Raw genomic sequence first — 23679 nt, 5'->3', positions numbered from 1 at the left:
TTTATGACTAAACAATACAAAGCACTTGGAATTTACTTTCACAAACACCTAACTATAGAAGTCTTTTTCATGCTGTGCTTATTGAAAAAACAGTTTAATTTAGATTCATGGTTAAACAACAAGTTCTGAACACAGCAAGCACAAAACCAAACAGCTAAGACTCTATTGAAAATAATAAATAATCTTTATTTTCATCAAACTCTAAGCCACTAAATTCCAGTAAATCTTGATTTAAATCGAAGATTTACATCTGTGCAAACCATAACTTTATCTGAACGAACTTGACCGCATTACAATCAATATCTAAAGGACAAAAAAAATGGCACTTTTCAATCTTGGTACACTCGGTAGCACTCCTGTTGTTAAGAATAACTTTGATTTAACTACATCCGATCCCACAGATGTCTTTCAGTTCAAAATTACCAGTGGCAAAAATATCAACCTTTCTCTGACAGACATTAGCGCGGGTGATGATGCCGATCTTCGACTGTTTAGAGATGCGAACAATAACGGCGTACTAGACGACTTCGACCGAAAAGTTGGAATTGTTTCCAATCGCGGAAGCAACCAAGATGAGGCGATTAACTTTAAAACTAGCTCAGGTACTTTTTTTGCGGAAGTATCTCGCTTTGCTCCAGGTAGTTCCGGAAATGTCAGTTACGATTTAGCCTTGTCTGCGACTGAACCTGCTGGAACTTTTCCGATTTCAGCTAGTTCTAGCAACCTTCTTCCCAAAGAATTTGTACTTGGTCACTTGTCAGGTAATACCACTCGTACAGGTAACGTCAATAACCAGAACACTACTGATGTTTATAGCTTCTCTTTGGGATTTCGTGAGAGTGTCGACATCAGATTGGAAGGATTAAGCAGCGATGCTGATATCCGGGTGATTCGAGACTCTAACAACAATCGCATTGTTGACGCAGGTGAGGTAATTGGAAGCTCTACTAATGCAGGTATTACTTCAGAACTGATTTCCAACATTAACACTCCTGGTGACTACTTCTTGCAGGTAACTGAATTCACTGGCAACACTAACTATAATGTGTCTTTTAGCCAGTTCTCTGTCCCTGCTTAAGTTTAGGCATTAACAGTGGTGAATAGTACTTGAAAGCTTTGTACGGCAATGCTTTCAAGAGTATGTAAATGATGCAAGCGGCAGAGAATCATACCTGAACTTTGCCGCTTTTACTCCACACTCTAGACAAAAAATTACATCAGGCTTAACTAAAACTAATCTTGCTTTAAGCAAATAACTATTTACACCAAAAAAACAAAAAAATGACTAATTTCAATCTTGGTACTCTGTCTAGCACCCCTTCTCACTTTTCTTTTGAAACACCAGACCCTACTGATATCTATCAGTTCCAAATCAGCAGTACCAGAAACGTTAACTTGTCTCTTAACGAGATTAGTGCTGGTGATGATTCCGATCTGAGACTTTTTCGAGACGTTAACGGTAACGGTATATTAGACGCGGCCGACCGAGCGAATGGATTGGTTGCAAGTTCACGCAATGGCAGCAACTTTGATGAATCAATTAATGTCAGAGCAAATGCAGGTACTTATTTTGCTGAGGTCTCTCGCTTTTCTGGTTCCGGCACTGTGACTTACGATTTAGACTGGTCTGCAACGATACCCAATTCAACACTCGATTTCAACAATCTTTTGCCCAAGGAATTTGAACTTGGTGACTTATCAGGTGATATCGCGCGTACTGGTTTTATCAGTGACAAAAATACCGCTGATGTTTACCATTTTTCTCTAGGAAGCTTTGAGGGTGTCAATATCACATTGAGCGGACTAAGCAATGATGCTGATATCCGACTAATTCGAGACTTTAATCGCAATGGCAGAGTTGAGGTAGGAGAGGAAATTGCCCGTTCTATTAACAGCGGTATTACCTCAGATATTATTTCCAATATTAAGGATGCTGGTGATTACTTTCTACAGGTCGATCAATTCAAAGGTAGCACTAATTACACTTTGAGTTTTGACCATTTCACCACCTCCGAAGCTTAAGTTTAAGCATCGAAAGTGGTGAATAGTACTTGAAAGTATTGTACGGCAATGCTTTCAAAGGTATGCAAATGATGCAAACGGCAGAGAGTTATACCTGAACTTTACCGCTTCATTGCATAAATTATAGCTGCACTGATCAAATATTTCAACAAAATTGACGCTAAAGATTTAATCATAAGAAACCTCTGGTAACTCAGAGGTTTTTTTGGATCAATTTTATACAACAATTTTTTAGTGTTACCAAGGTTTGCCAAAGCGATCGCCTGAGGCAAGCTTTCACCTACTTCTTTACATATCCCTTATTCGAGCAAACTCATTCTCAATTACGGCAACGGCGAATTATATGACTTTTTCTGACTAAATCATACAAAGTATTTGGAATCTACTTTAAAAAACACCTAACTATAGAAGTCTTTTTCATGCTGTGTTTCTTGAAGAAACAGTTTAATTTAGACTCATGGTTAAACAACAGGTTCTGAACGCGGCAAGCACAAAACCAAACAGCTAAGGCTCTCTTGAAAATAATAAATATTCTTTATTTTCATCAAAATCTAAGCTTATAAAATCTAGTAAATGTCGATTTAAATCGGAATTTACATCTGTGCAAACCACAACTTAATCTGAATTTGACTAACACACAATCAATAATCTTAAGGAGAAAAAATGAGTACTGTAAACCTTGGTTCATTAGCTAGCACCCCTCGTCCTTTGAATGGCTTCTTAAATGCAGTTGAACCCACAGATGTCTTTAGGTTCTCAATCGATAGCACTAAAAACATCAACTTGTCTCTTAACAACATTAGCACTGGTGATGATGCCGACCTGAGACTGTTTCGTGATGTTAATGCTAACGGTATATTAGACGCTACTGACAGAATAAATGGATTTATTGAAAGTTCCACTAAGTTAGGCAACGTTGATGACGCGATTAACGTTAGAGCCAACGCAGGTACTTATTTTGCCGAAGTATCTCGCTTTGCTTCAGGTAGTTCGGGCGGTGTCAGTTACGATTTAGACTTGTCTGCGACTACACCCAATTCTACAGGCGGTTTCAGCAATCTTCTGCCGAAGGAATTTGTACTTGGTAATCTGTCAGGTGATGTCACCCGTTTTGGTAACGTCAGTAACAATAATACCGCAGATGTTTACAACTTCTCTTTGGGATTGTTTGAAGGTGTCAACATTCGCTTGACTGGAATCAGCGCCAATGCCGATGTTGACATCCGACTAATTCGAGACTTGGACGGCGATCGCATCGTTGACGTTGGTGAGGAAGTTGCGCGTTCTACTGGAGGTTTAGGTCAGGCAGAGTTAATTTCTAATATTAGACAATCTGGTGACTACTTCTTGCAAGTCAATCAATTCTCTAACAGTAGTGCCTACACTGTGACGTTCGATCACTTCACTACCCCCGAAGCTTAAGTTTAGGCATCGGCAGTGGTGAGTATTACTTGAAAGTTTTGTACGGCAATGCTTTCAAGGGTATGCAAATGATGCAAGCGGTACAAATCCATACCTGAATACCGCTTGCATTTCTAAATATATCTTTGCACGGCTCAAATATTTGCATAAATATTATGAATACAACATTACAATTAGGCGATGTCTACAACGGGCGTAGCGGCAGCGCCCTCTTACCGCCAGAAATTATTCCCTTTTTAGCAAGTTACAATCTAATTCCGCAATTGTTATCTCAGAGCATTATTGAATTAGCGATCGCACCAATCATCTGCACACAAACCGAAATATCTCATGCTCTAGAACAATTTTATCAGCAATGGGATTTGACTACCGAGCAAAAAATCCAAGATTGGTGCTTATGTTACGGTATGACTCAAGAACAATTAGAACTTTTCGCTACCCGAAAGCTGAGAGTTGAAAAGTTCAAACAACAAACTTGGGGACATCAACTAGAATCTTACTTCCTCAAATACAAAAGACATTTTGATAAAGTCATTTATTCTTTAATTCGGACTGATAGCAGAGGAACTGCTAACGAACTATTCTTCCGAATTACAGAAGGAGAACAATCATTTTCGGAACTAGCTCGTGAATATTCTCAAGGGACAGAAGCTGATACAAATGGCATCATCGGCCCAGTAGAACTTGGTACTATAACTCCCAATTTTGCTAAGTTACTTTGCACAAGTCAAGTAGGTATAGTTCAACCACCCGTACCCTTTGGAGACTCATGGATAATTATACGCGTGGAAAAGTTTATCAGTGCCCAGTTGGACGATTTTATGCGCCAACGATTGCTGCAAGAGAATTTTGAAGCTTGGTTTCAACAGCAACTAAGTCAACTATCACCAGAAGAAAAAGCCTGGATGGGAATCAACAGCAAACCAGCACAGCCTCAAGAAGCGAAAGCTGCTTAAAAATTATTAAAATCGCGTGCAAGAGATGATGACAAATACAACCGTTGATATTCAAGAATATATTGCTGAACTATTTCCTTTCAATTATCTGTCACCAAATGTTTTAGAAAATTTGCTCGACAAGGTGCAATTTTGTCGTTATCGCATCGGGCAGGTAATAGTAACCAGAGAAGCTATGCCCAATTGGATTAGCATTATCTACCAAGGGCAAGCGCGTTTATTAACCTGCAATTCCCAAGGACAAAATCCGGCGACACTGAAGTTACTCTCTCAAGGAGAGGTTTTGGGTTGGGTAAGTTATATGCGGGGTATTGCTTGTGAAACTGCGATCGCCTCTACTGAAGTTATCGCGATTAATCTACCTATTGCTGGTTTTCTAACTTTACTCAAGCAAGAAGAGGCTTTTGTCCAAGCCCTGCAAAATGAAATTACTCTTTTAGAAGTGCATGAACTGCTTACCGAAGAACTCAGCCGTCGCGCAGATGGTAGCAGGAATTTAGTTAAATTTGCCCAAGCTGCAACTGAAGTTGCGATTATCCAAACAATTCCTGCACGCAAAGTCTTTCAGCAGCAGTTAGATTCAGAATTTTTGTGGTTAGTCAGCAGTAATTTCGATTCTGAGTTCCCTGTGGGGAGTCGCTTAGAGTTGGATGAACTCAATCCCAAGCTGAAATTTAATACAAATATGCGTCTGGTGGGATTGCCCAAATCAATATTTAGAGAAAATCTCGCTTTTCCTACACCAAAAACACTCTTACCCGCCGAGATTCCCTACGCCTCAGAAATTACTGTCACAGAAGCACCAGCAGCCAAGGGTAAACAAAAGAAGTTTCCTTATATCAAAGGTAGAGGGCCCCTGGATGCAACACTAGCTTGCTTCCAAATGTTGAGCCAATACTTTAACATCTCCTGGCGCAGAGATACATTGCAGCGAGTGTTGACTAAGCAGCACGAACAAAAAGGCGTTATATCTCTGCAATTTTGCGCTGCTGCTGCTGAGTTGATGGGGTTGACAACACAGATGGTAAAAGTTCCCGCTACCGCAGTCGGACGCTTGCAACTACCAGTGATGATTTCTTGGCAAGATAGTTTTGCAATTATTTACAAAAATAGCGATCGAGAGTTACTCATTGCCGTTCCTGAGATGGGACTACTACGCTACAAATTACGAGACTTTGCGGAAAACTGGGGGGCTGAAGGAGAAGTCCTGCTACTGCAAACTACCAAAAATACTCCCAAGGCGCGGTTTAGTTTGAGTTGGTTTGTACCTTCACTGCGGCGCTATCGCAAAGTATTAATTGAAGTACTAATCGCTTCCATTGTTATTCAACTGTTTGGGCTAGTAAATCCCCTCGCCACACAGGTGATTATTGATAAAGTATTGGTTGGTAACAGTCCTGATACCCTGGAAGTTTTTGGCATCTTTTTGCTAGTAGTAGCAATCATCGAAGCAATACTCACCAGTATCCGCACTCATTTATTTACAGATACCACTAACCGAATTGACCTCGCCCTTGGTTCTGAGGTGATTAATCACCTGTTGCGTCTGCCATTATCTTATTTTGAACGCCGCCCTGTTGGGGAATTGGCAACGCGAATTCACGAGTTGGAAAATATTCGCTCTTTCTTAACTGGTACAGCTTTAACTGTGGTGATGGATGCTGTATTTTCAGTGGTCTACATTGTAGTAATGGCGATTTACAGCCCAGTGTTGACCTTGGTAGCTTTGGCAACAGTACCGTTGTTTGGCTTGCTCAACTTAATGGTATCACCTGTGATGCGGCGACAATTGCAAGAAAAAGCAGAATGCAATGCCGAGACGCAATCTTATTTAGTGGAAGTGATGGGGGGAATGCAGACAGTCAAGGCGCAAAATTTAGAAATGCGATCGCGTTGGCAATGGCAAGAACGCTATGCTCGTTATATTAGCGCTGGTTTCAAAACAGTTTCCACCCAAACTACTGCTGGTTCTGTTAGCAGTTTTCTCAACAAGTTTTCCAGTATGTTAGTGCTGTGGGTGGGAGCTTTTCTAGTTCTCAATCAACATCTAACCTTGGGACAACTCATCGCTTTTCGCATCTTGGCTGGTTATGTTACTAGTCCCTTGTTACGCCTAATGCAACTTTGGCAGAACTTCCAAGAAACCGCTTTATCTCTGCAACGCCTTGCTGATATTTTAGATACTCCCCAAGAAGTAGAAATCGGTAACTGTCAAAATATTCTTATGCCCAGCGTTCAAGGTAGCGTCCGCTTTGAAAATCTCAGCTTCAGTTTCTCGGAACACGGGCCATTGCAACTGTGCAATATTAACTTAGATTTTCCTGCTGGCTCCTTTGTGGGAATTGTTGGTCAAAGCGGTTCCGGTAAAAGTACACTGCTAAAATTATTACCCAGACTTTACGAACCCAAGTCCGGCAAAATCTTGATTGATGACTATGATATCAGCAAAGTAGAACTTTATTCTCTACGTCGTCAGATTGGTATGGTGTTACAAGATACCCTATTGTTTGATGGCACAATCCGCGAAAACATTGCCTTGGGATATCCTGATGCTAGCGATGAAGAAATTATTACTGCCGCCAAGGTAGCTTATGCCCACGACTTTATTATGTCTTTGCCCAGTGGCTATAACACCCGTGTGGGCGAGCGAGGTTCGGGACTATCTGGGGGACAACGCCAACGAGTAGCGATCGCTCGTACTGTCCTGCAAAACCCGCAATTACTGATTCTTGATGAAGCTACCAGTGCCTTAGATTACAATGCCGAAGCCCAAGTTTGCCGTAACTTAGCGTCAGCTTTCCGAGAAAAAACAGTGTTTTTCATTACTCACCGCCTCAGCACAATTCGCAATGCCGATGTCATTCTCATGATGGATGGAGGTGCTGTGGTAGAACAGGGAACTCATGAAGAATTGATGGCGCTCAAAGGTTATTACTACTGTCTGTATCAGCAACAGGAAGCGAAAGTGTAGTCATTAGTCATTAGTCATTAGTCATTTGTCATTTGTCAGCAGTAAATACTATCGCTTCAACTTTAGATAATGAAATTTCATGCTTAAAATTCGATACTTCAGCCTTTGAACTTGGAAGTTGCACCTTTTTACTGGAACGTTGAGCCTTTGAACTCGGAAGTTGCACCTTTTTACTTGAACGTTGAGCCTTTGAACTCAAAAATTGAGCCTTTTTGCTGGAACGTTGAGCCTTTGAACTCGGAAGTTGCACCTTTTTACTGGAACGTTGAGCCTTTGAACTCGAAAGTTGCACCTTTTTGCTTGAACGTTAAGCCTTTGAACTCGAAAGTTGCACCTTTTTACTTGAACGTTGAGCTTCTGAACTCGGAATTTTAACCTTAGCACTTCTAACTCTTGTACAGACGCGATTCATCGCGTCTCTCAGCACTCCCCAATGCCCAATCCCCCATTCCCCATTCCCCATTCCCCAATGAATATTCAATATAAATTCGATCAACCAGTACTTTTACAACAAACACCTACTTGGTCAAGAGCGATCGCCTGGACTATTGTTGGAGTTAGTACCTTCGCAGTAATCTGGGCCTCAGTTTTCCAAATTGATGAATCAATTCATGCTACTGGCAAGCTAGAACCACAGGGTGCAGTCAAAGAAATTCAGGCTCCGGTTCATGGTGTTGTCAATCAGATTTTAGTCAAAGATGGTCAGCGAGTCAAAAAAGGTGAAACACTCGTTACCCTAGAAAAAACTTCTTCGGAGGCGGAGTTAAGTTCATTAAAACAAAGTCGGGCGGCTCAATTGCTGGCGAAACAGGCGCTAGAGCAAGAAAATGACTTCTATCGCCGCCAGATGCAAGGGAACATATCACTACAGGAAATAGCACAGCAAACTGCTCTGTTGAAAATTAAACCAGAACTCGCCTTCTTGACCAAAAGCCGAGCCGCGATAATTGCCGAAAACCAGTTGTATCGGACACAATTAAATGGTGCGACTGCTGGAAATAGTCTCACCAGAGAGCAACAGTTACGCTTGCGAAATCGCCAAATAGAATTGGAATCGCGTTTAGCCACAGCTAATTTAGAAACAGGACAGACGCAACAGCAATTTTTCCAAACTCAAGCGGAATTAACTAGCGCTAAAGAGTTGCTGACAATTAATCAACAAATTCTCCACAAGTTTGAACCTCTAGCGCAGCAGGGAGCGATTTCGCAGGTGCAATATTTGAAACAACAGCAGGATGTCAGCAGCAAACAAGCAGAAGTGATTCGACTGAATCGGGAACAGCAGCGATTACAATTAGCGATCGCCCAATCAAATGAAAAACTTCGCAATACTGCGGCTGTGTCTCAAGAAGATTTACTAGCCAAAATTACAGATAATGACAAAAACATTGCCGGAATTGACAGCCAATTAACCAAAGTAATTGTAGATAATCAGAAACGCCTCTATGAAATTAATAGTCAGATTGGAGAAATTAATAGTAAGTGGGTTCAGGCAGAACAAACTCTGAAATATCAGAAAATTACCGCACCTGTAGATGGTACTGTTTTTGAACTTAAAGCTAAAACAGCAGGATTTGTAGTTAATTCCAGCGAACCGCTTCTGAAACTTGTTCCTAGTGGTAACTTGGTTGCTAACGTCTACATCACCAATCGCGACATCGGCTTTGTTAAAGAAGGGCAACAAGTCGATGTGAGAATTGATTCCTTTCCCTTCCAAGAGTATGGTGATATCAAAGGCGAACTAGTTGAAATTGGCTCTGATGCCTTACCTCCAGACCAAGTTTATAATTTCTGGCGTTTTTCCGCAAAAGTCCGCTTACATGGGCAGAAGTTACTGATTAATCAGCGTCAAATTCCCTTGCAATCAGGGATGTCCATTAATGCTAATGTGAAATTACGTCAGCGCACCATTATGAGTATCTTCACTGATTTCTTAGTGCAAAAGACTGAAAGCTTAAAGTCTCTGCGCTAAATCAAAAGATTGGAAAACCTCTCCCCTAGAAGTCTAAATTTCCGCCCTCACCCCTAACCCCTCTCCCAGAGGGAGAGGGGAAGCGGTTGTAAGTCTTTAGCTCATCTTTGAGAGAATGCAAATTATCAAAATGGTGCTGCACATTTTATAACCACTTGCGATCGCAGCTTATATCATGTCCGCATAATTAGTTATGCTAACCACAGTCATTACACCCCACCCCCAACCCCTCCCCGCTTGCGGGGAGGGGAGACAAGGCGTAGCTTTGGCGGGGTGGGGTTCTTCGGGTTTAATAAGCAATCAAGCGGACATGATATTAATTGCCATACATTTTTTAGGGTGACGAATACAATGGGGGCTGCTACCACCAGTAACGGAGGCAGCAGCCCAATAAGCAGCATTTTCACTCAGAGAAACGAGATTTGAAAAGGGTTTGGGCTTAAGTTGACACCAATGCCCTCAATCCTCACCCACTCTTAACCGTTAAGCACTTCCTCTTGATAGGTTTCAATTACACAGTCAGAAGTAGCATAGGTCACGCAGGTGAGGACAAATCCTGCGTCAATTTGCTCGTCATCTAAGAAGTTCCAATCGTCTTGGTTCACTGTACCTGACAGCTTCCCGGTGCAGGTAGAGCAAGAACCAGCGCTACAGGAAGAAGGCAAGTCCAGATCGTATTCCTCGTTAGCGATCTCTAAAGCTCATCTTCTTGATGGGTTAAGATTGTACAGTCAGAAGTAGCATAGGCAACACAGGTGAGGACAAATCCATCGTTAACTTGGTCGTCATCTAAAAAGTTCTGATCGTCTTGGTTAATCGTACCTGAAATCAACTTGCCGGTGCAGCTAGAGCAAGAACCAGCCCTACAAGAGTAGGGTATGTCTATGCCTTCGTCATCGACAGCGGCATCTAAGATGTACACATCATCTTCAACATTAATTGTTTTATCGCCTTCTGGGGTCTTTAATGTGACTTTATAAGTTGCCATGTAACAATCCCTAGTTCTAATAAACTCCATATTCGATACTACGAGTTTATGTGCTGCTAGTCTAGAGTTGATTGTAGTTGACTGTTCTAGATTCTCAAACGCTTAGTGGAGCGAGTTTACATGTACCAGAAACTTGACAGGAAAATCACACAAGGAAAAATGCTGCGATCGCTTCAGCAAATCCCTCAAATGAACTATAATCTCTAGACACAATAGAGACATTCATACCCAACTTTTGGGCGTTAGCAGTGGTGTAAGGACCGAAACATGCAATAACACAATGTTCATAATCGCTTTGTAACTTGACCATTGTCAAAAAGCTTTCTACTTCCGCCGTGCTACTAAAGGCAATTACATCAATCATTCCTTGACGTATCAGGTTTAATTCCATACCGTAGATAGTTTTATCTAAACCCTGCGTAATATATGTGGGTACGCGAGTTACTTCTATGCCCAATTGTTGCAAATCCGTAATCAAATTGGGTACAACATCAGGTTCAGGCAAACCCACAACTTCTGGAGCCGGGATCAGCACTTTTTTCTCGTGAATTTGTGGAAGTTTCGCTAATTCAGCGACAATTCCGGCTGGGCTAGATTCTGTTGGGACTAAATCTACCTTGCTACAAAAAGACAATAAGCTTTCTACATCTTTTCCTAATGCACATAAGTGACATTTTTGTACTACAGATATAGGAATATTCAAATCATTTATCCGCTGAAAAAATGCTGTGATTCCGTTTCGACTTGTAAAGACAATCCAATCAAATTCGTTTATATCGGCTAAAACGGCATCTAACTGATTGTAGTTTGATAAATAGCAGGTTTCGATAGTAGGCATGAAAACAGGTAAACCACCTTTTTTGATGATTTGTTCGGATAACCTATAAGCATAATTTCTCGGTGCTGTTACTAAAATTCTCTTGCCATAGAGAGGTAAGTTTCTCGATGGAGTCAGCAGGTTGATTTGTTTTGATTGGGTGTGCATTTGTTTCTAGAAACAGAATTCAGGAGTCAGGATTCAGAATGAATTCTATACGACGGCTAAATTGAGCGCTCAGTCTAGCCGTCGTAAACTGAATAATATAGCGCAATACAAAAGATGTAGAGACGCGATTCATCGCGTCTTGAAAGACCAATTATCTACACCAATAACCGCAAGAATTCAGCAACGCTAAAAAGCTGATGTAAATCCTAGCCATTTTTCTAGGATGAATTACTCTCCATTTTTCCGATGTCATCTGTGTTGAGAAAACGGCACGATATGAACATCTAAGAAAGTTGGCAGAAAAATCTTATGTCTTCATTACTGGCTTTGTCGAACAGTTTAGCTGATACCGTAGAACAAGCTGGAAGTGCTGTGGTTGCAGTGAATGGCGGTACTCGTGTTTCTCCAAGTGGCATTCACTGGCGTAATGGCATCATTGTTACCTCTGATGAGTCACTCCAGCGCTATGACGATATCACTATTACCTTATCAAATGGTAGTACTGCACCAGTAACACTCGTCGGTCATGACTCTAGCACCGATATAGCTGTTTTTAAACTAGAAAATGCAGAAATACCTGTGGCCAAAGTTGGCGATGCTAAAACGCTCAAAGTTGGTCATCTCGTGTTAGGACTGGCAAGAGGTGGCGAAGGTGATTTAAGGGCGGCGATGGGTGCAGTGAGTGTGGTTAGCGGTGCTTGGCGGAGTATGAATGGCGGGAATATTGACCAATTCATCCGCCCAGACATCACCCTTTACTCTGGTTTTGCAGGCGGCCCGCTCGTAGATGCTGCTGGTTTTGTTGTAGGCATGAATACATCGGGGCGGCGTGGTACTGCTCTGACAATTCCCACTGCTACAGTCGATCGCGTGGTTGACCAATTAGTAGCAAAAGGACGCATTTCTAAAGGATACTTGGGTGTAGGAATGCAACCTGTACGTTTACCAAAGAACCTAAAAACTGCTCTCAATTTAAGTTCGGCAACTGGGGTAATTGTTGTCAACGTTGAGGCTGCGGGGCCTGCTGACAATGCAGGTGTGCTGCTTGGCGATGTTTTGGTAACATTCGATGGCGTAACTGTGGGCGATACAGGTGATGTGTTGGCGTTGCTCAATAGTAGCGATCGCATTGGTAAAGCTGTCAACGTCCAAGTTGTCCGGGGTGGAGTGTTAATTGAGTTAGCGATCGCAGTTGGCGAACGACCTTTGTAATTCGTAATTCGTAATTCGTAATTTGGAATTTGGAATTTGGAATTTGGAACTCGGAACTTGCACCTTTTTACTCGAACGTTGAGCCTCTGAACTCGGAACTTGCACCTTTTTGCTCGAACGTTGAGCCTCTGAACTCGGAAGTTGCACCTTTTTACTCGGACGTTGAGCCTCTGAACTCGGAAGTTGCACCTTTTTGCTCGAACGTTGAGCCTCTGAACTCGGAAGTTGCACCTTTTTGCTCGAACGTTGAGCCTCTGAACTCGGAAGTTGCACCTTTTTGCTCGAATCGTCATTAGTCATTAGTCATTTGTCATTTGTGTTTCTAAGGACAAAGGACAAATGACAAAAGACATCACTAGATTTTACTTTCACACGCTCAAAAACTGTATAACATGGCAAACACAACATTAACTAACATCGCTGCTGAATTGACAGAGGTAGCTGCTAAACTACGCCTACGCACTGTCAAAGTAAAAAGCGGCTCTCTGGGAGTCGGTTCTGGTGTAATTTGGCAACCTGACGGACTAATTATCACTAATGCCCATGTAGCAACTAGCAACCGCGCAACTGTGGAATTGGCAGACGGAAGGGTATTTGATGCGGTGCGTACCCAATTCGATCCACAGCAGGATTTAGCAGCTCTGAAAATTGTTGCCACTGATTTAACTGCTGCAACTATCGGCAATTCTGAAGCGCTACGAGTAGGTGAATTGGTCTTAGCGGTGGGTAATCCCTTTGCTGACAGTGGCGCTGTGACAACTGGAATTATCTATACAAATAATCCACGAGCAGTTATGGCCGATTTGCGGCTGTATCCTGGTAATTCTGGGGGGCCACTTGCCGATTGTCAAGGTCTTGTCGTGGGAATTAACACGATGATTGCTAATGGTTTGGCTGTGGCAGTTCCCAGCAACACCGTTGAGCGTTTTTTACAGGGAAATAGTCGTCCGCAGCTGGGAGTTACACTGCAACCTGTGCTTTTAAGTAGGCGTAGCTTGGGTTTCTTGGTGTTGTCAATTCTACCTAACAGTGCGGCGGAAAATGCTGGTGTACAAATCGGCGATGTTTTAATTGGAGTTTCGGGGCGATTATTCACTAGCATAAATGACTTAACTAAATATCTCCATGAAAGTAAAGGATCTGTGCCGCTACAACTCCTACGCGGTAGGCAGCAATTCGTGATTTATGTAGCCGTGCAGTCCGATAAAACTGCTGTGGAGGCGACATGATCCGAGTGATGGTGGTTGCTACTTCCCCTGTGGTGCGGGCAGGGTTATCAGCTGTGGTGACTACCAATCCTCGGTTGACGGTTGTGGGGAGTGCATCCGATTTGGATGTATTGGCGAGTGAAGTTGGGCAATTACAGCCGGATGTAGTGCTGGTAGATTTGAGTGGGAATTTTCAACAAGCGGTGTGGGAAAAATTGCTAGTTATTCAAGAACAGCAATATCCATTAGGAATAATCGTCATTGTTGAAGAACTCGACAGCATTGATTTAGAAACGGCGTTACGTTCTGGTATCCGGGGAATATTGCCTAATACTAGTACAGAATCAGAAATTGTCGCGGCTGTAGAAGCGATCGCTTTTGGTTTGCTGGTGCTGCACCCAAATGCTGTAGAATTACTGTCTATCCGCGAAAAAGTAGTAACAAATCCCGTACAAACCTTGACACCACGGGAGATAGAGGTTTTAGGAATGCTTGGATCGGGGTTGGGAAATAAAGCGATCGCAAAACGTTTGCATATTTCTGAGCATACCGTTAAATTTCATCTCTCATCCATTTTTCAAAAGCTCAGTGTCTCCAGCCGCACTGAAGCTGTTGCTGTGGGTGTACGACTGGGTTTGATTATGCTTTGATCTTTAGTCATTAATATGAGATCGCGATCGATAGACTTCTTGTATGAATAAAAAGCCCTCACCCTAAATCCCTCTCCCAAACTTGGGAGAGGGACTTTGAAATTGGCTCCCCTTCTCCCAATATTGGGAGAAGGGGTTGGGAGATGTAGCAAGATCCCGTAGGGTGGGCGAATTTTGCATTTGTGCAAGAGGTCTAATACAGAATTCAGAAGTCAGAATTCAGTTAGGTATTCTGACCCAAAAGCAGATAGCGCAGCGTCTATACAGTTCAGAATGAGCAACAAAACCCAGATGTAGAGACGCGATTTATCGCGTCTTTTAAAACCAATTATCTACACCAATAACCTTTAACCCAAGCTTATATTTCCAAATGTTGAGCTTTATTTAGCCTTAGAGAAATTTTGGGCTGGCTGGGAATGCTAAAGAAAGCACTTGATTGTCCTTTTATTTGACAGTTGTGGATAAAGTTCATTAGCATCATGCCCAGTTCATCGTACTACTTAGGCTTAGAAAAATGATACCTGTCCTTCCCGGTTACAACTTTATTGAAGCTCTGCATGAAGGTGTGAATACCGTTATTTATCGCGCTTCCAAGCAGTCAGATCGAAGTCTTGCGATCGTTAAAGCCCTGAAAGCCGAGTATCCCAGCCTCGAAGAACTAACCCGACTCAGACATGAATATAAAATATCGCAGATATTAGTAGATATAGAGGGAATTGTCAAGTCTCTAGCCTTAGAAAATCATCATAACGGTTTAGCCCTAATTTTGGCAGACTTTGGTGCAGAATCTCTAAAAAAGTATATTAGCGATCGCCAATTGTCATTAACCGAATTTCTCACAATAGCCATTCAGCTAGCATCCACTCTCACTCAACTGCATCAAGCCAAGATTATTCATAAAGATATTAAACCTGACAATATCGTTATTAACCCAAAAACCGGACAAGTTAAAATTATCGACTTCAGTATTGCATCGCGTTTAGAAAAAGAAAATCAAAGCATCAGCAATCCCAATTTATTAGAAGGCACTCTCGCCTATATGTCACCGGAGCAAACCGGACGAATGAATCGGTCAATTGATTACCGTACCGACTTCTATTCTTTAGGCGTTACTTTTTATGAAATGCTGACAGGTGCGCTGCCATTTAATGCCGCTGACTCTCTGGAATTTGTTCATTGCCATATTGCCAAAACACCAATAGCGCCTCAAGAGTTCAATCCCCAAATTCCCTCGGCGGTTTCTGACATTGTAATGAAATTATTAGCTAAAACTGCTGAAGATAGATATCAAAGTTCTCTCGGACTAAAAGCCGATTTAGAAACCTGTCTGACTCAGTTACAGACGGATGGCGAGATTTCCCACTTTATTGTCGGTCAATTAGATTCATACAGCCAATTTTCCATCCCGCAAAAACTCTACGGACGGGAAATAGAAGTTGCTACTTTGTTAGAAGCATTCGATCGCGTCAGTTCTGGTACTACGGAAATGATGCTAGTTTCTGGTTACTCAGGCATCGGTAAATCGTGCTTAGTTTCTGAAGTTCACAAACCGATTGTGCGCCAGCGAGGTTATTTTATCTCCGGTAAATTTGACCAGTTCAAGCGGAATATTCCATTTGCTTCTCTAATTCAAGCATTCCAAGATTTGATGCGGCAATTGCTAACAGAAACCGACGAGCAAATAGCCGTTTGGAAATCAAAACTAATAGATGCCCTCGGCTCCAACGCTCAAGTGATTATAGACGTTATTCCCGAATTAGAACGGATTATTGGCCCGCAGCTAGCAGTTCCTCAATTAGGATCGTCAGAATCACAAAATCGATTTAATCGGGTGTTTCAACAATTCATTCATGTATTTAGTCAACCCGAACACCCACTAGTTTTGTTTCTGGATGACTTACAGTGGGCAGATTCAGCTTCCCTCAAGCTTATCCAGTTAATTATGACTGACCCAGATAGCCAATATCTATTGCTAATTGGTGCATATCGAGATAACGAAGTAAGCGCCACTCATCCCTTGATTCAGACCTTGGAGGAGATTCAACAGACTGGTGCGATCGTAAATAACATTATCCTCCAGCTTTTGGATATCGCTCACGTCAATCAGTTAGTAGCCGATACTCTTCGTAGTGAGATTTTAAAGGTAAAGCCGTTAGCTGAGTTAGTTTTTACAAAAACCCAAGGCAACCCCTTTTTCTTAACTCAGTTACTCAAATCTCTTTATCAGGATAACTTATTATACTTTGACTTTGAACGCGGTTTTTGGCAATGGAATATTGAGTTTATTCAGGGAGTTAATATAACTGATAACGTCGTTGAATTGATGGTTAGCCAAATTCAAAAGCTATCTGAAAAAACACAGAATGTGTTAAAGTTTGCCGCCTGCATTGGAGACAAGTTTACTTTAGATATATTGGCTATTATTAATAAAACATCTCAGTCAGAAACAGCAGCAGATTTGTGGGAAGCTCTGCAATCAGGTTTGGTTCTACCCCTCAACAATTCCTACAAAACACCGCTTGTTTTTGACTCAGAACAAATAGAGACTGAGAACAGGCGATCGCACATTAACCAGCCCTCATCACCCATTACCTATAAGTTCTTACACGACCGGGTACAGCAAGCGTCTTATTCTCTTATTCCAGATGACCAGAAAAAACAGACTCACCTAAAAATTGGTGAATTGCTACTAATACATACCTCGGAAAGGGACATTGAAGAAAACATTTTTGAAATTGTCAACCAACTGAATGTTGGTGCTGAATTCATCGCCCAACAGCCTCAAAAAGATAGACTGGCTCAACTCAATCTTATAGCTGGACAGAAAGCAAAAGCAGCAACAGCGTATGAATCATCTGTTAAATATTTAAATGTAGGTTTGGAATTACTTGCGGCAGATAGTTGGCAGTGTCAGTATGACATGACACTTAACCTCTATGTAGAAACAGCAGCAGTAGAATTCCTCAACACTAATTTTGAGCGAGCAGAAATGCTTTCTGATGTAGTTTTGGCACAGGCAAAAACCCTGCTCGATCGAGTCCAGGTGTATGAGACAAAAATGCAGTTTTATATTGCTAAAAACCAAATGCAAGCCGCATTAAATACCGGACTGCAAGTGCTGAAAATGCTAGGTTTACCTTTAGCAGCTAAATCCCCAACAAGACTGACTAGATTGAATTTAGGAGGAAAACGGATTGAAGATTTAATAGAATTACCAGAAATGACTGATGTTTATAAATTAGCTGCATTGCGAATTTTGATAAATTTGATTCCTCCGGTTTATATTGTAGCTCCCGAACTTTATCCACAGGTCGTTTTTAAAATGACCAATCTCTGTCTCAAAGATGGAAACTCTCCTCTGTCAGCTTATGCGTATGTACTTTATGGAATGTTCTTATGTGGCGCTTTTGAAGACATGGATTCTGGTTATCAATTCGGTCAGCTAGGCTTAAAGCTGTTAAATCAATTCAATGCTAAGGAAATGACGGCGAAAATCTATGAAACATTTAATTATTTTATCAGGCATTGGAAAGAACCAGGTATTAATACTATAGAACCGTTAATTGAGGGTGTCCAAAGAGGGCTAGAAACAGGAGATTTAGAATATGCTTCTTATTCGGCTTGTTTTTATTGTACGCATTTGTTTTTTATCGGCGAAAATCTAGAAATTGCTCTTCAAAAACAGGCGCATTATATTGCTTTAATGCAAAGAACCAAACAAGAGTTTCAAATTATTTATGCTCAGATAGTCCGACAAACAAGTTTAAATTTAACTAGAAAAACTGCGGAACCATATCGATTAATTGGCGAAAGTTTTGATGAAAATAAAATGTTGCCAATTCTGATAAATAGCAATAATTATATGGCTATTTATCCTATCTATGTTTCTAAACTGATTCTGGGTTATTTATTTAAAAATTACGATCGCGCTGCTGAGAATGCCTTGTTGGCAGAAAAATACGAACAAGGTGGACAAGGATTGATGTACAAAGCCGAACACAAGTTCTACTCCTCTTTGACTCTCCTAGCTTTGTATCCCAGTGCATCACAAACCGCTCGCCAACAATATTTCAGCCAAGTGATAGCGCAGCAGAAAAAAATGAAGCAATGGGCGTTGCATTCTCCTGCGAACTATCAGCATAAGTACGATTTAGTGGAAGCAGAAAAAGCGCGAGTATTGAAGCAAGATGCCAAAGCGATCGCGTTTTACGACCGAGCCATAACTGGAGCTAGAGAACATGGATATATTCAAGAAGAAGCCCTAGCCTCGGAACTAGCAGCAGAATTCTATTTTGCGTGTGGTAGAGAGAAAGTTGCTAATACCTATCTCAACGATGCCTACTATGGATATGGTTGCTGGGGAGCGAAGGCAAAAGTCAAAGACTTGGAGAAAAGATATCCTCAACTATTTCGCATATCAAAGCGAGAAAGCGTCAGTACGAATGTGACTCAGATAATTAACTCTACGGGTGAAAATGCTTCAGACTCACTGGATTTAGCCACAGTTATGAAAGCATCTCAAGCTCTTTCTGGAGAAATAGTTTTGAGCAATTTACTAACAAAATTAATAACAATTGTGCTAGAGAATGCTGGCGCTCAAACAGGCTACTTAATTTTAGAAAAATCAGGAGACTTGCTAATAGAAGCATCAGGAGCAGTAGATAAAGTCGATGTAACTGTATTACAAGGAATCTCAGTATCAACCAGTCAGCAACTACCAATTTCACTGATTAACTATGTAGCCCGAACTAAAGAAAATATTGTCCTCAATAATGCAACTCGTGAAGGAACATTTACCACAGATACGTACATCGTCAACCATAAACCTAAATCGGTTTTATGTACACCGCTCATCCATCAAGGCAAACTCAGTGGCATTCTTTATTTAGAAAATAATCTCACCATTGGCGCATTTACATCAGATCGCTTAGAAGTATTACAACTGTTATCTTCTCAAGCGGCGATTTCCATTGAAAATGCTCGTCTTTATAAAGACTTAAAATTAGCCAACACTAACTTAGAAGCCAAAGTACAAGAGCGAACTTTAGAATTACAGGAAAAAAATGTGCATCTGCAAAAAGCAGAAGAAATCGCCCAATCAGCCAACCGTGCTAAAAGTGATTTTCTTGCCAACATGAGCCATGAACTGAGAACACCGCTTAATGGCATTTTGGGTTATGCCCAAATTCTTAAGCGTGAAAAAAGTTTAACTAACTCACAAAAAGATGGTGTAAATATTATTCATCAGTGTGGCGACCACCTCTTGAACCTGATCAATGACATTTTAGACCTCTCTAAAATTGAAGCTAGAAAAATGGAACTCCATCTAACGGATTTTCATTTTCCAGAATTTCTCGAAGGCATTGCCGAAATCTGCCGTATCCGTGCCGAACAAAAAGGTATTTGCTTAATTTTTGAACAGATTACTCAACTTCCTATAGGTGTTAAGGCTGATGAAAAACGGTTGCGGCAAGCTTTGATTAACTTACTGGGTAATGCCGTTAAGTTTACTGAAACTGGAGGCGTGGCTTTCAAAGTCGGCTATCAGGAAGGTAAAATTCGGTTCCAGGTGGAAGATACAGGAATTGGTATGGCACCAGAGCAATTAGAAGAGATATTTTTGCCATTCCAGCAGGTAGGAGATGGCGATCGCAAAGCAGAAGGAACGGGATTGGGGCTGGCAATTACCCGCCAATTAGTTCAGATGATGGGTGGCGAAATCCAAGTGAAGAGTACTTTAGGAAAAGGGAGCGTTTTCTTCTTTGATTTAGATTTACCTGAAGTTTCTCAATACGCTGATGTTGTCAAGAAAGAGCAACGAAATATCCAAAGTTTTAAAGGCTATAAGCGGAAAGTAATTGTAGCAGATGACAGAGCAGAAAATCGTGCAATCTTGGTTAAGATGCTATCGCCTTTAGGATTTGAAATTGTGGAAGCGGCAGATGGTCATGATTGTCTCAATAAGGCATTTGAATTGAATCCAGATTGTATCTTAATGGATTTGTTGATGCCTCAAATGAATGGCTTTGAAACTACCCGTCGCATTCGGCGATCGCCTGAACTAAAGAATGCGATCGTGATTGGCACTTCTGCCAGTGTTTTTGATTTCGATCTCAACAAAAGTAAGGAGGCAGGTTGCAATGATTTTCTACCTAAGCCCATCCGCATAACAGAGCTTTTAGAAAAGTTGCAGTATCACTTAAAACTGGAATGGATTTATGAAGATGGTGAAAAAGTATCTACAGAGAATAAACAAGAAAATTTTCAGCAATCATTGGTAGCTCCCTCCGCAGACGAAATTGCAATTCTGTTGAATTTAGCAATGAAAGGCGATCTCAAAGGTATTGTACAACAAGTCGAGCGATTGGAAGAATTGGATGTTAAATATGCACCTTTTTCTTTAGAATTGCGTCAATTAGCTAAAGGTTTTCAAGTTAAAAAAATCCGTGAAGTTTTAAAAAATATAGGAGTAAATTAATGAGTCTTTCCAACATCGAAAATGGCATTATCTTAATCGTTGATGACAACCCGACAAATTTAGGAGTGTTATTCGATTTCTTGGCTGATTCTGGCTTCCAAGTTTTAGTAGCGCAGGATGGCGAGGATGCAATTGAACAGGTCGAATATGCTCTCCCCGATCTAATTTTGTTAGATGTACTCATGCCTGGTATGGATGGGTTTGAAACTTGCCAGCATTTGAAAGCTCAAGAATCAACTAAAGACATCCCCGTAATTTTTATGACGGCGCTTTCTGAGACAGTGGATAAGGTCAGAGGTTTGAATCTTGGGGCGGTTGATTATATCACTAAGCCACTTCAGCATGAAGAGGTTTTAGCCCGTGTCAAAATCCATTTAAGCATCCGAAACCTGACTAAGAAATTGCAAGAACAAAATGTGCATCTGGCACAAGAGATTCAAGAACGAACTAAGGCAGAGAACGCCCTCTTAAAACTGACATCTGAGTTAGAAGAACGCGTGGAAGAAAGGACAGCTGCACTTTTTGAATCTAATCAGCTGCTGCAACAGGAAATCCAAGAGCGAATTTGTACAGAACAAGCATTGCAAGAATCAGAAGCACGCTATCGAGAACAAGCCAATCGACTAGAACTTGCCTTTCGCCAACTTCAAGAAACTCAAAGCCAACTGGTTCATAGTGAAAAAATGTCCAGTCTGGGACAATTGGTGGCGGGTGTCGCCCATGAAATTAACAATCCCGTCAACTTCATCTATGGGAATCTGACTCACGCCTATGAATATACCCAAGGCTTGCTCGACCTCTTGAACCTCTATGCTAAGTACACTCCCTCACCGCTACCTGAAATTCAACAACTGGCTGAAGCGATAGATTTAGAATTTCTGAGTGAAGACCTGCCTAAATTGCTGAGTTCGATGAAGGTTGGGGCTGACCGCATCCGCGAAATTATTCAGTCCTTACGGATTTTTTCCCGCGTCGATGAAGCCCAAATGAAGCCAGTAGATATTCATGCTGGGCTAGATAGCACACTGCTGATTTTGCACAATCGCTTTAAAGGCAGCTCTAACCAACTAGGGATTCAACTCGTTAAAGAGTATGGCGACCTACCCCTTGTGGAGTGTTATGCGGGACAACTCAACCAAGTGTTTATGAATCTATTGGCGAATGCAATTGATGCTTTGGAGGAGTATGATAAAGAGCGATCGCCCCAGGAAATTTACTTTTGCCGCAGCACGATTCGGATTCGCACCGAAGTAACTGACGATAATTTTGTGACTATTAGGATTGGCGATACTGGCCCCGGTATGACAGAGGAAGTACGCGATCGCTTATTTGACCCTTTCTTTACAACAAAACCCGTAGGTAGAGGAACGGGTTTAGGCTTGTCGATTAGCCAGGAAATTGTTGTCTCCAAACATGGTGGTCAAATAACGTGTATTTCAGCACCCGGTCAGGGAACAGAGTTTATGATTAAAATTCCGATGCGATCGCACCCTTTAGAATTGACTTTGGCTGCACCTTCCTATTTTGGCTAAACCAAAAACTTTTGAAGACGCTTATATGAACATTTTAATGCTATCTTCCACCTTTCCTTACCCAGCAACGCGTGGAGGAACCCAAGTTAGGACATTTAATTTACTCAAGTACTTGAGTCAACGTCATACTGTCACCCTCGTGACTCAACGCGAAAGTGATGTTACAGACGCAGAAGTAGCAGGATTACGCGATTGTGTCGATCGTCTAGCTATTTTTGAACGCCCGCCAGATTCTCAAACCACCAAAATATTGCAGAAAATACAGCGATTTGGCAGATTTTTGCAGCAGGGAACACCGCCAAGCGTACTTAACCGCTACTCACTTGAGATGCAAACATGGATTAATAACTGGGTGGAAGCGGGAAAATGTGATGTAATTACTTGCGAACATAGCGTCAATGAAATTTATGTGCAGCCACATTTTCAAAAACAGCTAAAAACCATTGTTAATGTTCATAGTTCTGTTTATGCTAGCTGTCATAACCAATTAGCAACAGGCATTTCAGAAAATTCACTCAGAGACAAAATTAATCTGCCACTTTTGCGGCGTTATGAGCAAAACTATTGTGCTAAATTTTCGGCAATTGTGGCGACAACAGCAGAAGATAAAATTCAATTACAAGAATTTAACCCCAATAGTGAAATTGCAGTTATTCCCAATGGCGTAGATTTAGTTTCTTTCCCCAAGCGTACCACCGATCCCGGAGGACATCGCCTAATTTTTATTGGTGCAATGGATAATTTAGCAAATATTGATGCTGTCTGCTTTTTCAGCAATGAAGTTTTGCCAGAAATCCAAAAATTGTATCCCGATACTACTTTCGATATTGTCGGTTCTCACCCAGTGGCAGAAGTTTTGGCACTTGATAAAAAACCAGGAATTAATGTGCTGGGGCGTGTACCTTCGATGGCAGAATATTTACATCAAGCCACCATCTGCGTTGTCCCGATGCGGACTGGGTTTGGTATTAAAAATAAAACTTTAGAAGCAATGGCAGCTGGTATACCTGTAGTAGCCAGCGATCGCGGCTTAGAAGGATTAGCTGTAGATGCTGCTAGTCATCCATTACGGGCATTACGAGCCAATAAACCAGCAGAGTACGTCACCGCTATTAGTCAACTATTCGATCGTCCACATCTGCGTTCAGAATTGTCTCGCAACGGCAGACAACTGGTAGAAACAGAATTCACTTGGGATATTGCTGGTAAAAGCTATGAACAAGTTTGTCTTGCCAGAAGTAATACTAATCTGTAATTTGTAATGACCGAACAATTTTAGATTT

17 protein-coding genes are annotated in these 23679 nt (G+C 41.5%); 13 read left to right on the top strand and 4 right to left on the bottom strand.

Annotation, left to right across the window (positions count from 1 at the left end; all coding sequences use genetic code 11):
* Positions 1 to 319 precede the first annotated feature (319 nt).
* From RMX89_RS17990 to RMX89_RS17960, 7 genes are all read left to right on the top strand, one after another.
* Positions 320 to 1078 (top strand): PPC domain-containing protein, encoded by a 759-nt coding sequence (locus tag RMX89_RS17990; RefSeq protein ID WP_322689878.1) that lies wholly within the window; start codon positions 320 to 322, stop codon positions 1076 to 1078.
* Between the two features lie 203 nt (positions 1079 to 1281).
* Positions 1282 to 2022 carry a PPC domain-containing protein gene (locus RMX89_RS17985; protein WP_322689877.1) on the top strand — a complete coding sequence of 247 codons (741 nt, stop codon included), beginning with the start codon at positions 1282 to 1284 and terminating at the stop codon, positions 2020 to 2022.
* A 663-nt stretch (positions 2023 to 2685) separates the two neighbouring features.
* Entirely contained in the window at positions 2686 to 3444 is a 759-nt protein-coding gene (locus RMX89_RS17980) for a pre-peptidase C-terminal domain-containing protein (RefSeq protein ID WP_322689876.1), read from the top strand.
* 155 nt (positions 3445 to 3599) lie between these two features.
* Positions 3600 to 4400, top strand: a complete 801-nt coding sequence (locus tag RMX89_RS17975) for a peptidylprolyl isomerase (protein WP_322689875.1) — start codon at positions 3600 to 3602, stop codon at positions 4398 to 4400.
* 25 nt (positions 4401 to 4425) lie between these two features.
* Positions 4426 to 7371 carry a peptidase domain-containing ABC transporter gene (locus RMX89_RS17970; RefSeq protein ID WP_416211991.1) on the top strand — a complete coding sequence of 982 codons (2946 nt, stop codon included), beginning with the start codon at positions 4426 to 4428 and terminating at the stop codon, positions 7369 to 7371.
* A 105-nt stretch (positions 7372 to 7476) separates the two neighbouring features.
* The gene (locus tag RMX89_RS17965) at positions 7477 to 7746 is read left to right on the top strand and encodes a hypothetical protein (protein WP_322689874.1); all 270 of its coding nucleotides are present in this window, start codon (positions 7477 to 7479) and stop codon (positions 7744 to 7746) included.
* A 58-nt stretch (positions 7747 to 7804) separates the two neighbouring features.
* Entirely contained in the window at positions 7805 to 9343 is a 1539-nt protein-coding gene (locus RMX89_RS17960; RefSeq protein ID WP_322689873.1) for an HlyD family efflux transporter periplasmic adaptor subunit, read from the top strand.
* A gap of 476 nt (positions 9344 to 9819) precedes the next feature.
* Here the strand turns inward: RMX89_RS17960 and RMX89_RS17955 are convergent, their stop codons facing one another.
* The 3 genes from RMX89_RS17955 to RMX89_RS17945 all read right to left on the bottom strand — a co-directional run bounded on the left by RMX89_RS17955 (position 9820) and on the right by RMX89_RS17945 (position 11316).
* Positions 9820 to 10035, bottom strand: a complete 216-nt coding sequence (locus tag RMX89_RS17955) for a 2Fe-2S iron-sulfur cluster-binding protein (protein WP_416211992.1) — start codon at positions 10033 to 10035, stop codon at positions 9820 to 9822.
* A 2-nt stretch (positions 10036 to 10037) separates the two neighbouring features.
* Positions 10038 to 10331, bottom strand: coding sequence for a 2Fe-2S iron-sulfur cluster-binding protein (locus RMX89_RS17950; protein ID WP_322673686.1), 294 nt, complete (start codon positions 10329 to 10331; stop codon positions 10038 to 10040).
* A 145-nt stretch (positions 10332 to 10476) separates the two neighbouring features.
* Positions 10477 to 11316, bottom strand: a complete 840-nt coding sequence (locus RMX89_RS17945; RefSeq protein ID WP_322689872.1) for a uroporphyrinogen-III synthase — start codon at positions 11314 to 11316, stop codon at positions 10477 to 10479.
* A gap of 309 nt (positions 11317 to 11625) precedes the next feature.
* Here RMX89_RS17945 and RMX89_RS17940 point away from each other — a divergent pair, with 309 nt between their 5' ends.
* Positions 11626 to 12528: a S1C family serine protease gene (locus RMX89_RS17940; protein ID WP_322689871.1), complete on the top strand. Its 903-nt coding sequence runs from the start codon at positions 11626 to 11628 to the stop codon at positions 12526 to 12528.
* Here the strand turns inward: RMX89_RS17940 and RMX89_RS17935 are convergent.
* Entirely contained in the window at positions 12496 to 12828 is a 333-nt protein-coding gene (locus RMX89_RS17935; RefSeq protein ID WP_322689870.1) for a hypothetical protein, read from the bottom strand. The genes RMX89_RS17940 and RMX89_RS17935 overlap by 33 nt on opposite strands.
* 92 nt (positions 12829 to 12920) lie before the next feature.
* Here RMX89_RS17935 and RMX89_RS17930 point away from each other — a divergent pair, with 92 nt between their 5' ends.
* The 5 genes from RMX89_RS17930 to RMX89_RS17910 all read left to right on the top strand — a co-directional run bounded on the left by RMX89_RS17930 (position 12921) and on the right by RMX89_RS17910 (position 23651).
* A complete protein-coding gene (locus RMX89_RS17930; protein WP_322689869.1) occupies positions 12921 to 13757 on the top strand; it encodes a S1C family serine protease in 837 nt (278 codons plus the stop codon).
* Positions 13754 to 14386 (top strand): response regulator transcription factor, encoded by a 633-nt coding sequence (locus RMX89_RS17925; RefSeq protein WP_322673681.1) that lies wholly within the window; start codon positions 13754 to 13756, stop codon positions 14384 to 14386. The genes RMX89_RS17930 and RMX89_RS17925 overlap by 4 nt, the downstream gene beginning before the upstream one ends.
* Positions 14387 to 14900: 514 nt before the next feature.
* The gene (locus RMX89_RS17920) at positions 14901 to 20864 is read left to right on the top strand and encodes an AAA family ATPase (RefSeq protein WP_322689868.1); all 5964 of its coding nucleotides are present in this window, start codon (positions 14901 to 14903) and stop codon (positions 20862 to 20864) included.
* On the top strand, positions 20864 to 22396 hold the full coding sequence (locus RMX89_RS17915; protein WP_322689867.1) for a response regulator: 1533 nt from the start codon (positions 20864 to 20866) through the stop codon (positions 22394 to 22396). Before RMX89_RS17920 ends, RMX89_RS17915 begins: the two co-directional genes overlap by 1 nt.
* 25 nt (positions 22397 to 22421) lie before the next feature.
* Positions 22422 to 23651, top strand: coding sequence for a glycosyltransferase family 4 protein (locus RMX89_RS17910; protein WP_322689866.1), 1230 nt, complete (start codon positions 22422 to 22424; stop codon positions 23649 to 23651).
* Positions 23652 to 23679: the final 28 nt, after the last annotated feature.

Origin of the sequence: Nostoc sp. DedSLP04 (genome assembly GCF_034530775.1) — a bacterium.
Lineage (GTDB): Bacteria > Cyanobacteriota > Cyanobacteriia > Cyanobacteriales > Nostocaceae > Nostoc.
The sequence above is the reverse complement of the archived record's forward strand: the minus strand, read 5'-3'. Positions and strand labels throughout refer to the sequence as shown.

Excerpts from the sequence above, each read along its gene's own strand:
- RMX89_RS17960 (WP_322689873.1), top strand. The coding sequence starts at position 7,805 with ATGCCCAATCCCCCATTCCCCATTCCCCATTCCCCAATGAATATTCAA.
- RMX89_RS17990 (WP_322689878.1), top strand. The coding sequence starts at position 320 with ATGGCACTTTTCAATCTTGGTACACTCGGTAGCACTCCTGTTGTTAAG.
- RMX89_RS17970 (WP_416211991.1), top strand. The coding sequence starts at position 4,426 with ATGATGACAAATACAACCGTTGATATTCAAGAATATATTGCTGAACTA.
- RMX89_RS17945 (WP_322689872.1), bottom strand. The coding sequence starts at position 11,316 with ATGCACACCCAATCAAAACAAATCAACCTGCTGACTCCATCGAGAAAC.
- RMX89_RS17930 (WP_322689869.1), top strand. The coding sequence starts at position 12,921 with ATGGCAAACACAACATTAACTAACATCGCTGCTGAATTGACAGAGGTA.
- RMX89_RS17975 (WP_322689875.1), top strand. The coding sequence starts at position 3,600 with ATGAATACAACATTACAATTAGGCGATGTCTACAACGGGCGTAGCGGC.
- RMX89_RS17950 (WP_322673686.1), bottom strand. The coding sequence starts at position 10,331 with ATGGCAACTTATAAAGTCACATTAAAGACCCCAGAAGGCGATAAAACA.
- RMX89_RS17910 (WP_322689866.1), top strand. The coding sequence starts at position 22,422 with ATGAACATTTTAATGCTATCTTCCACCTTTCCTTACCCAGCAACGCGT.
- RMX89_RS17915 (WP_322689867.1), top strand. The coding sequence starts at position 20,864 with ATGAGTCTTTCCAACATCGAAAATGGCATTATCTTAATCGTTGATGAC.
- RMX89_RS17920 (WP_322689868.1), top strand. The coding sequence starts at position 14,901 with ATGATACCTGTCCTTCCCGGTTACAACTTTATTGAAGCTCTGCATGAA.
- RMX89_RS17925 (WP_322673681.1), top strand. The coding sequence starts at position 13,754 with ATGATCCGAGTGATGGTGGTTGCTACTTCCCCTGTGGTGCGGGCAGGG.
- RMX89_RS17980 (WP_322689876.1), top strand. The coding sequence starts at position 2,686 with ATGAGTACTGTAAACCTTGGTTCATTAGCTAGCACCCCTCGTCCTTTG.
- RMX89_RS17985 (WP_322689877.1), top strand. The coding sequence starts at position 1,282 with ATGACTAATTTCAATCTTGGTACTCTGTCTAGCACCCCTTCTCACTTT.
- RMX89_RS17940 (WP_322689871.1), top strand. The coding sequence starts at position 11,626 with ATGTCTTCATTACTGGCTTTGTCGAACAGTTTAGCTGATACCGTAGAA.
- RMX89_RS17935 (WP_322689870.1), bottom strand. The coding sequence starts at position 12,828 with ATGACTAATGACGATTCGAGCAAAAAGGTGCAACTTCCGAGTTCAGAG.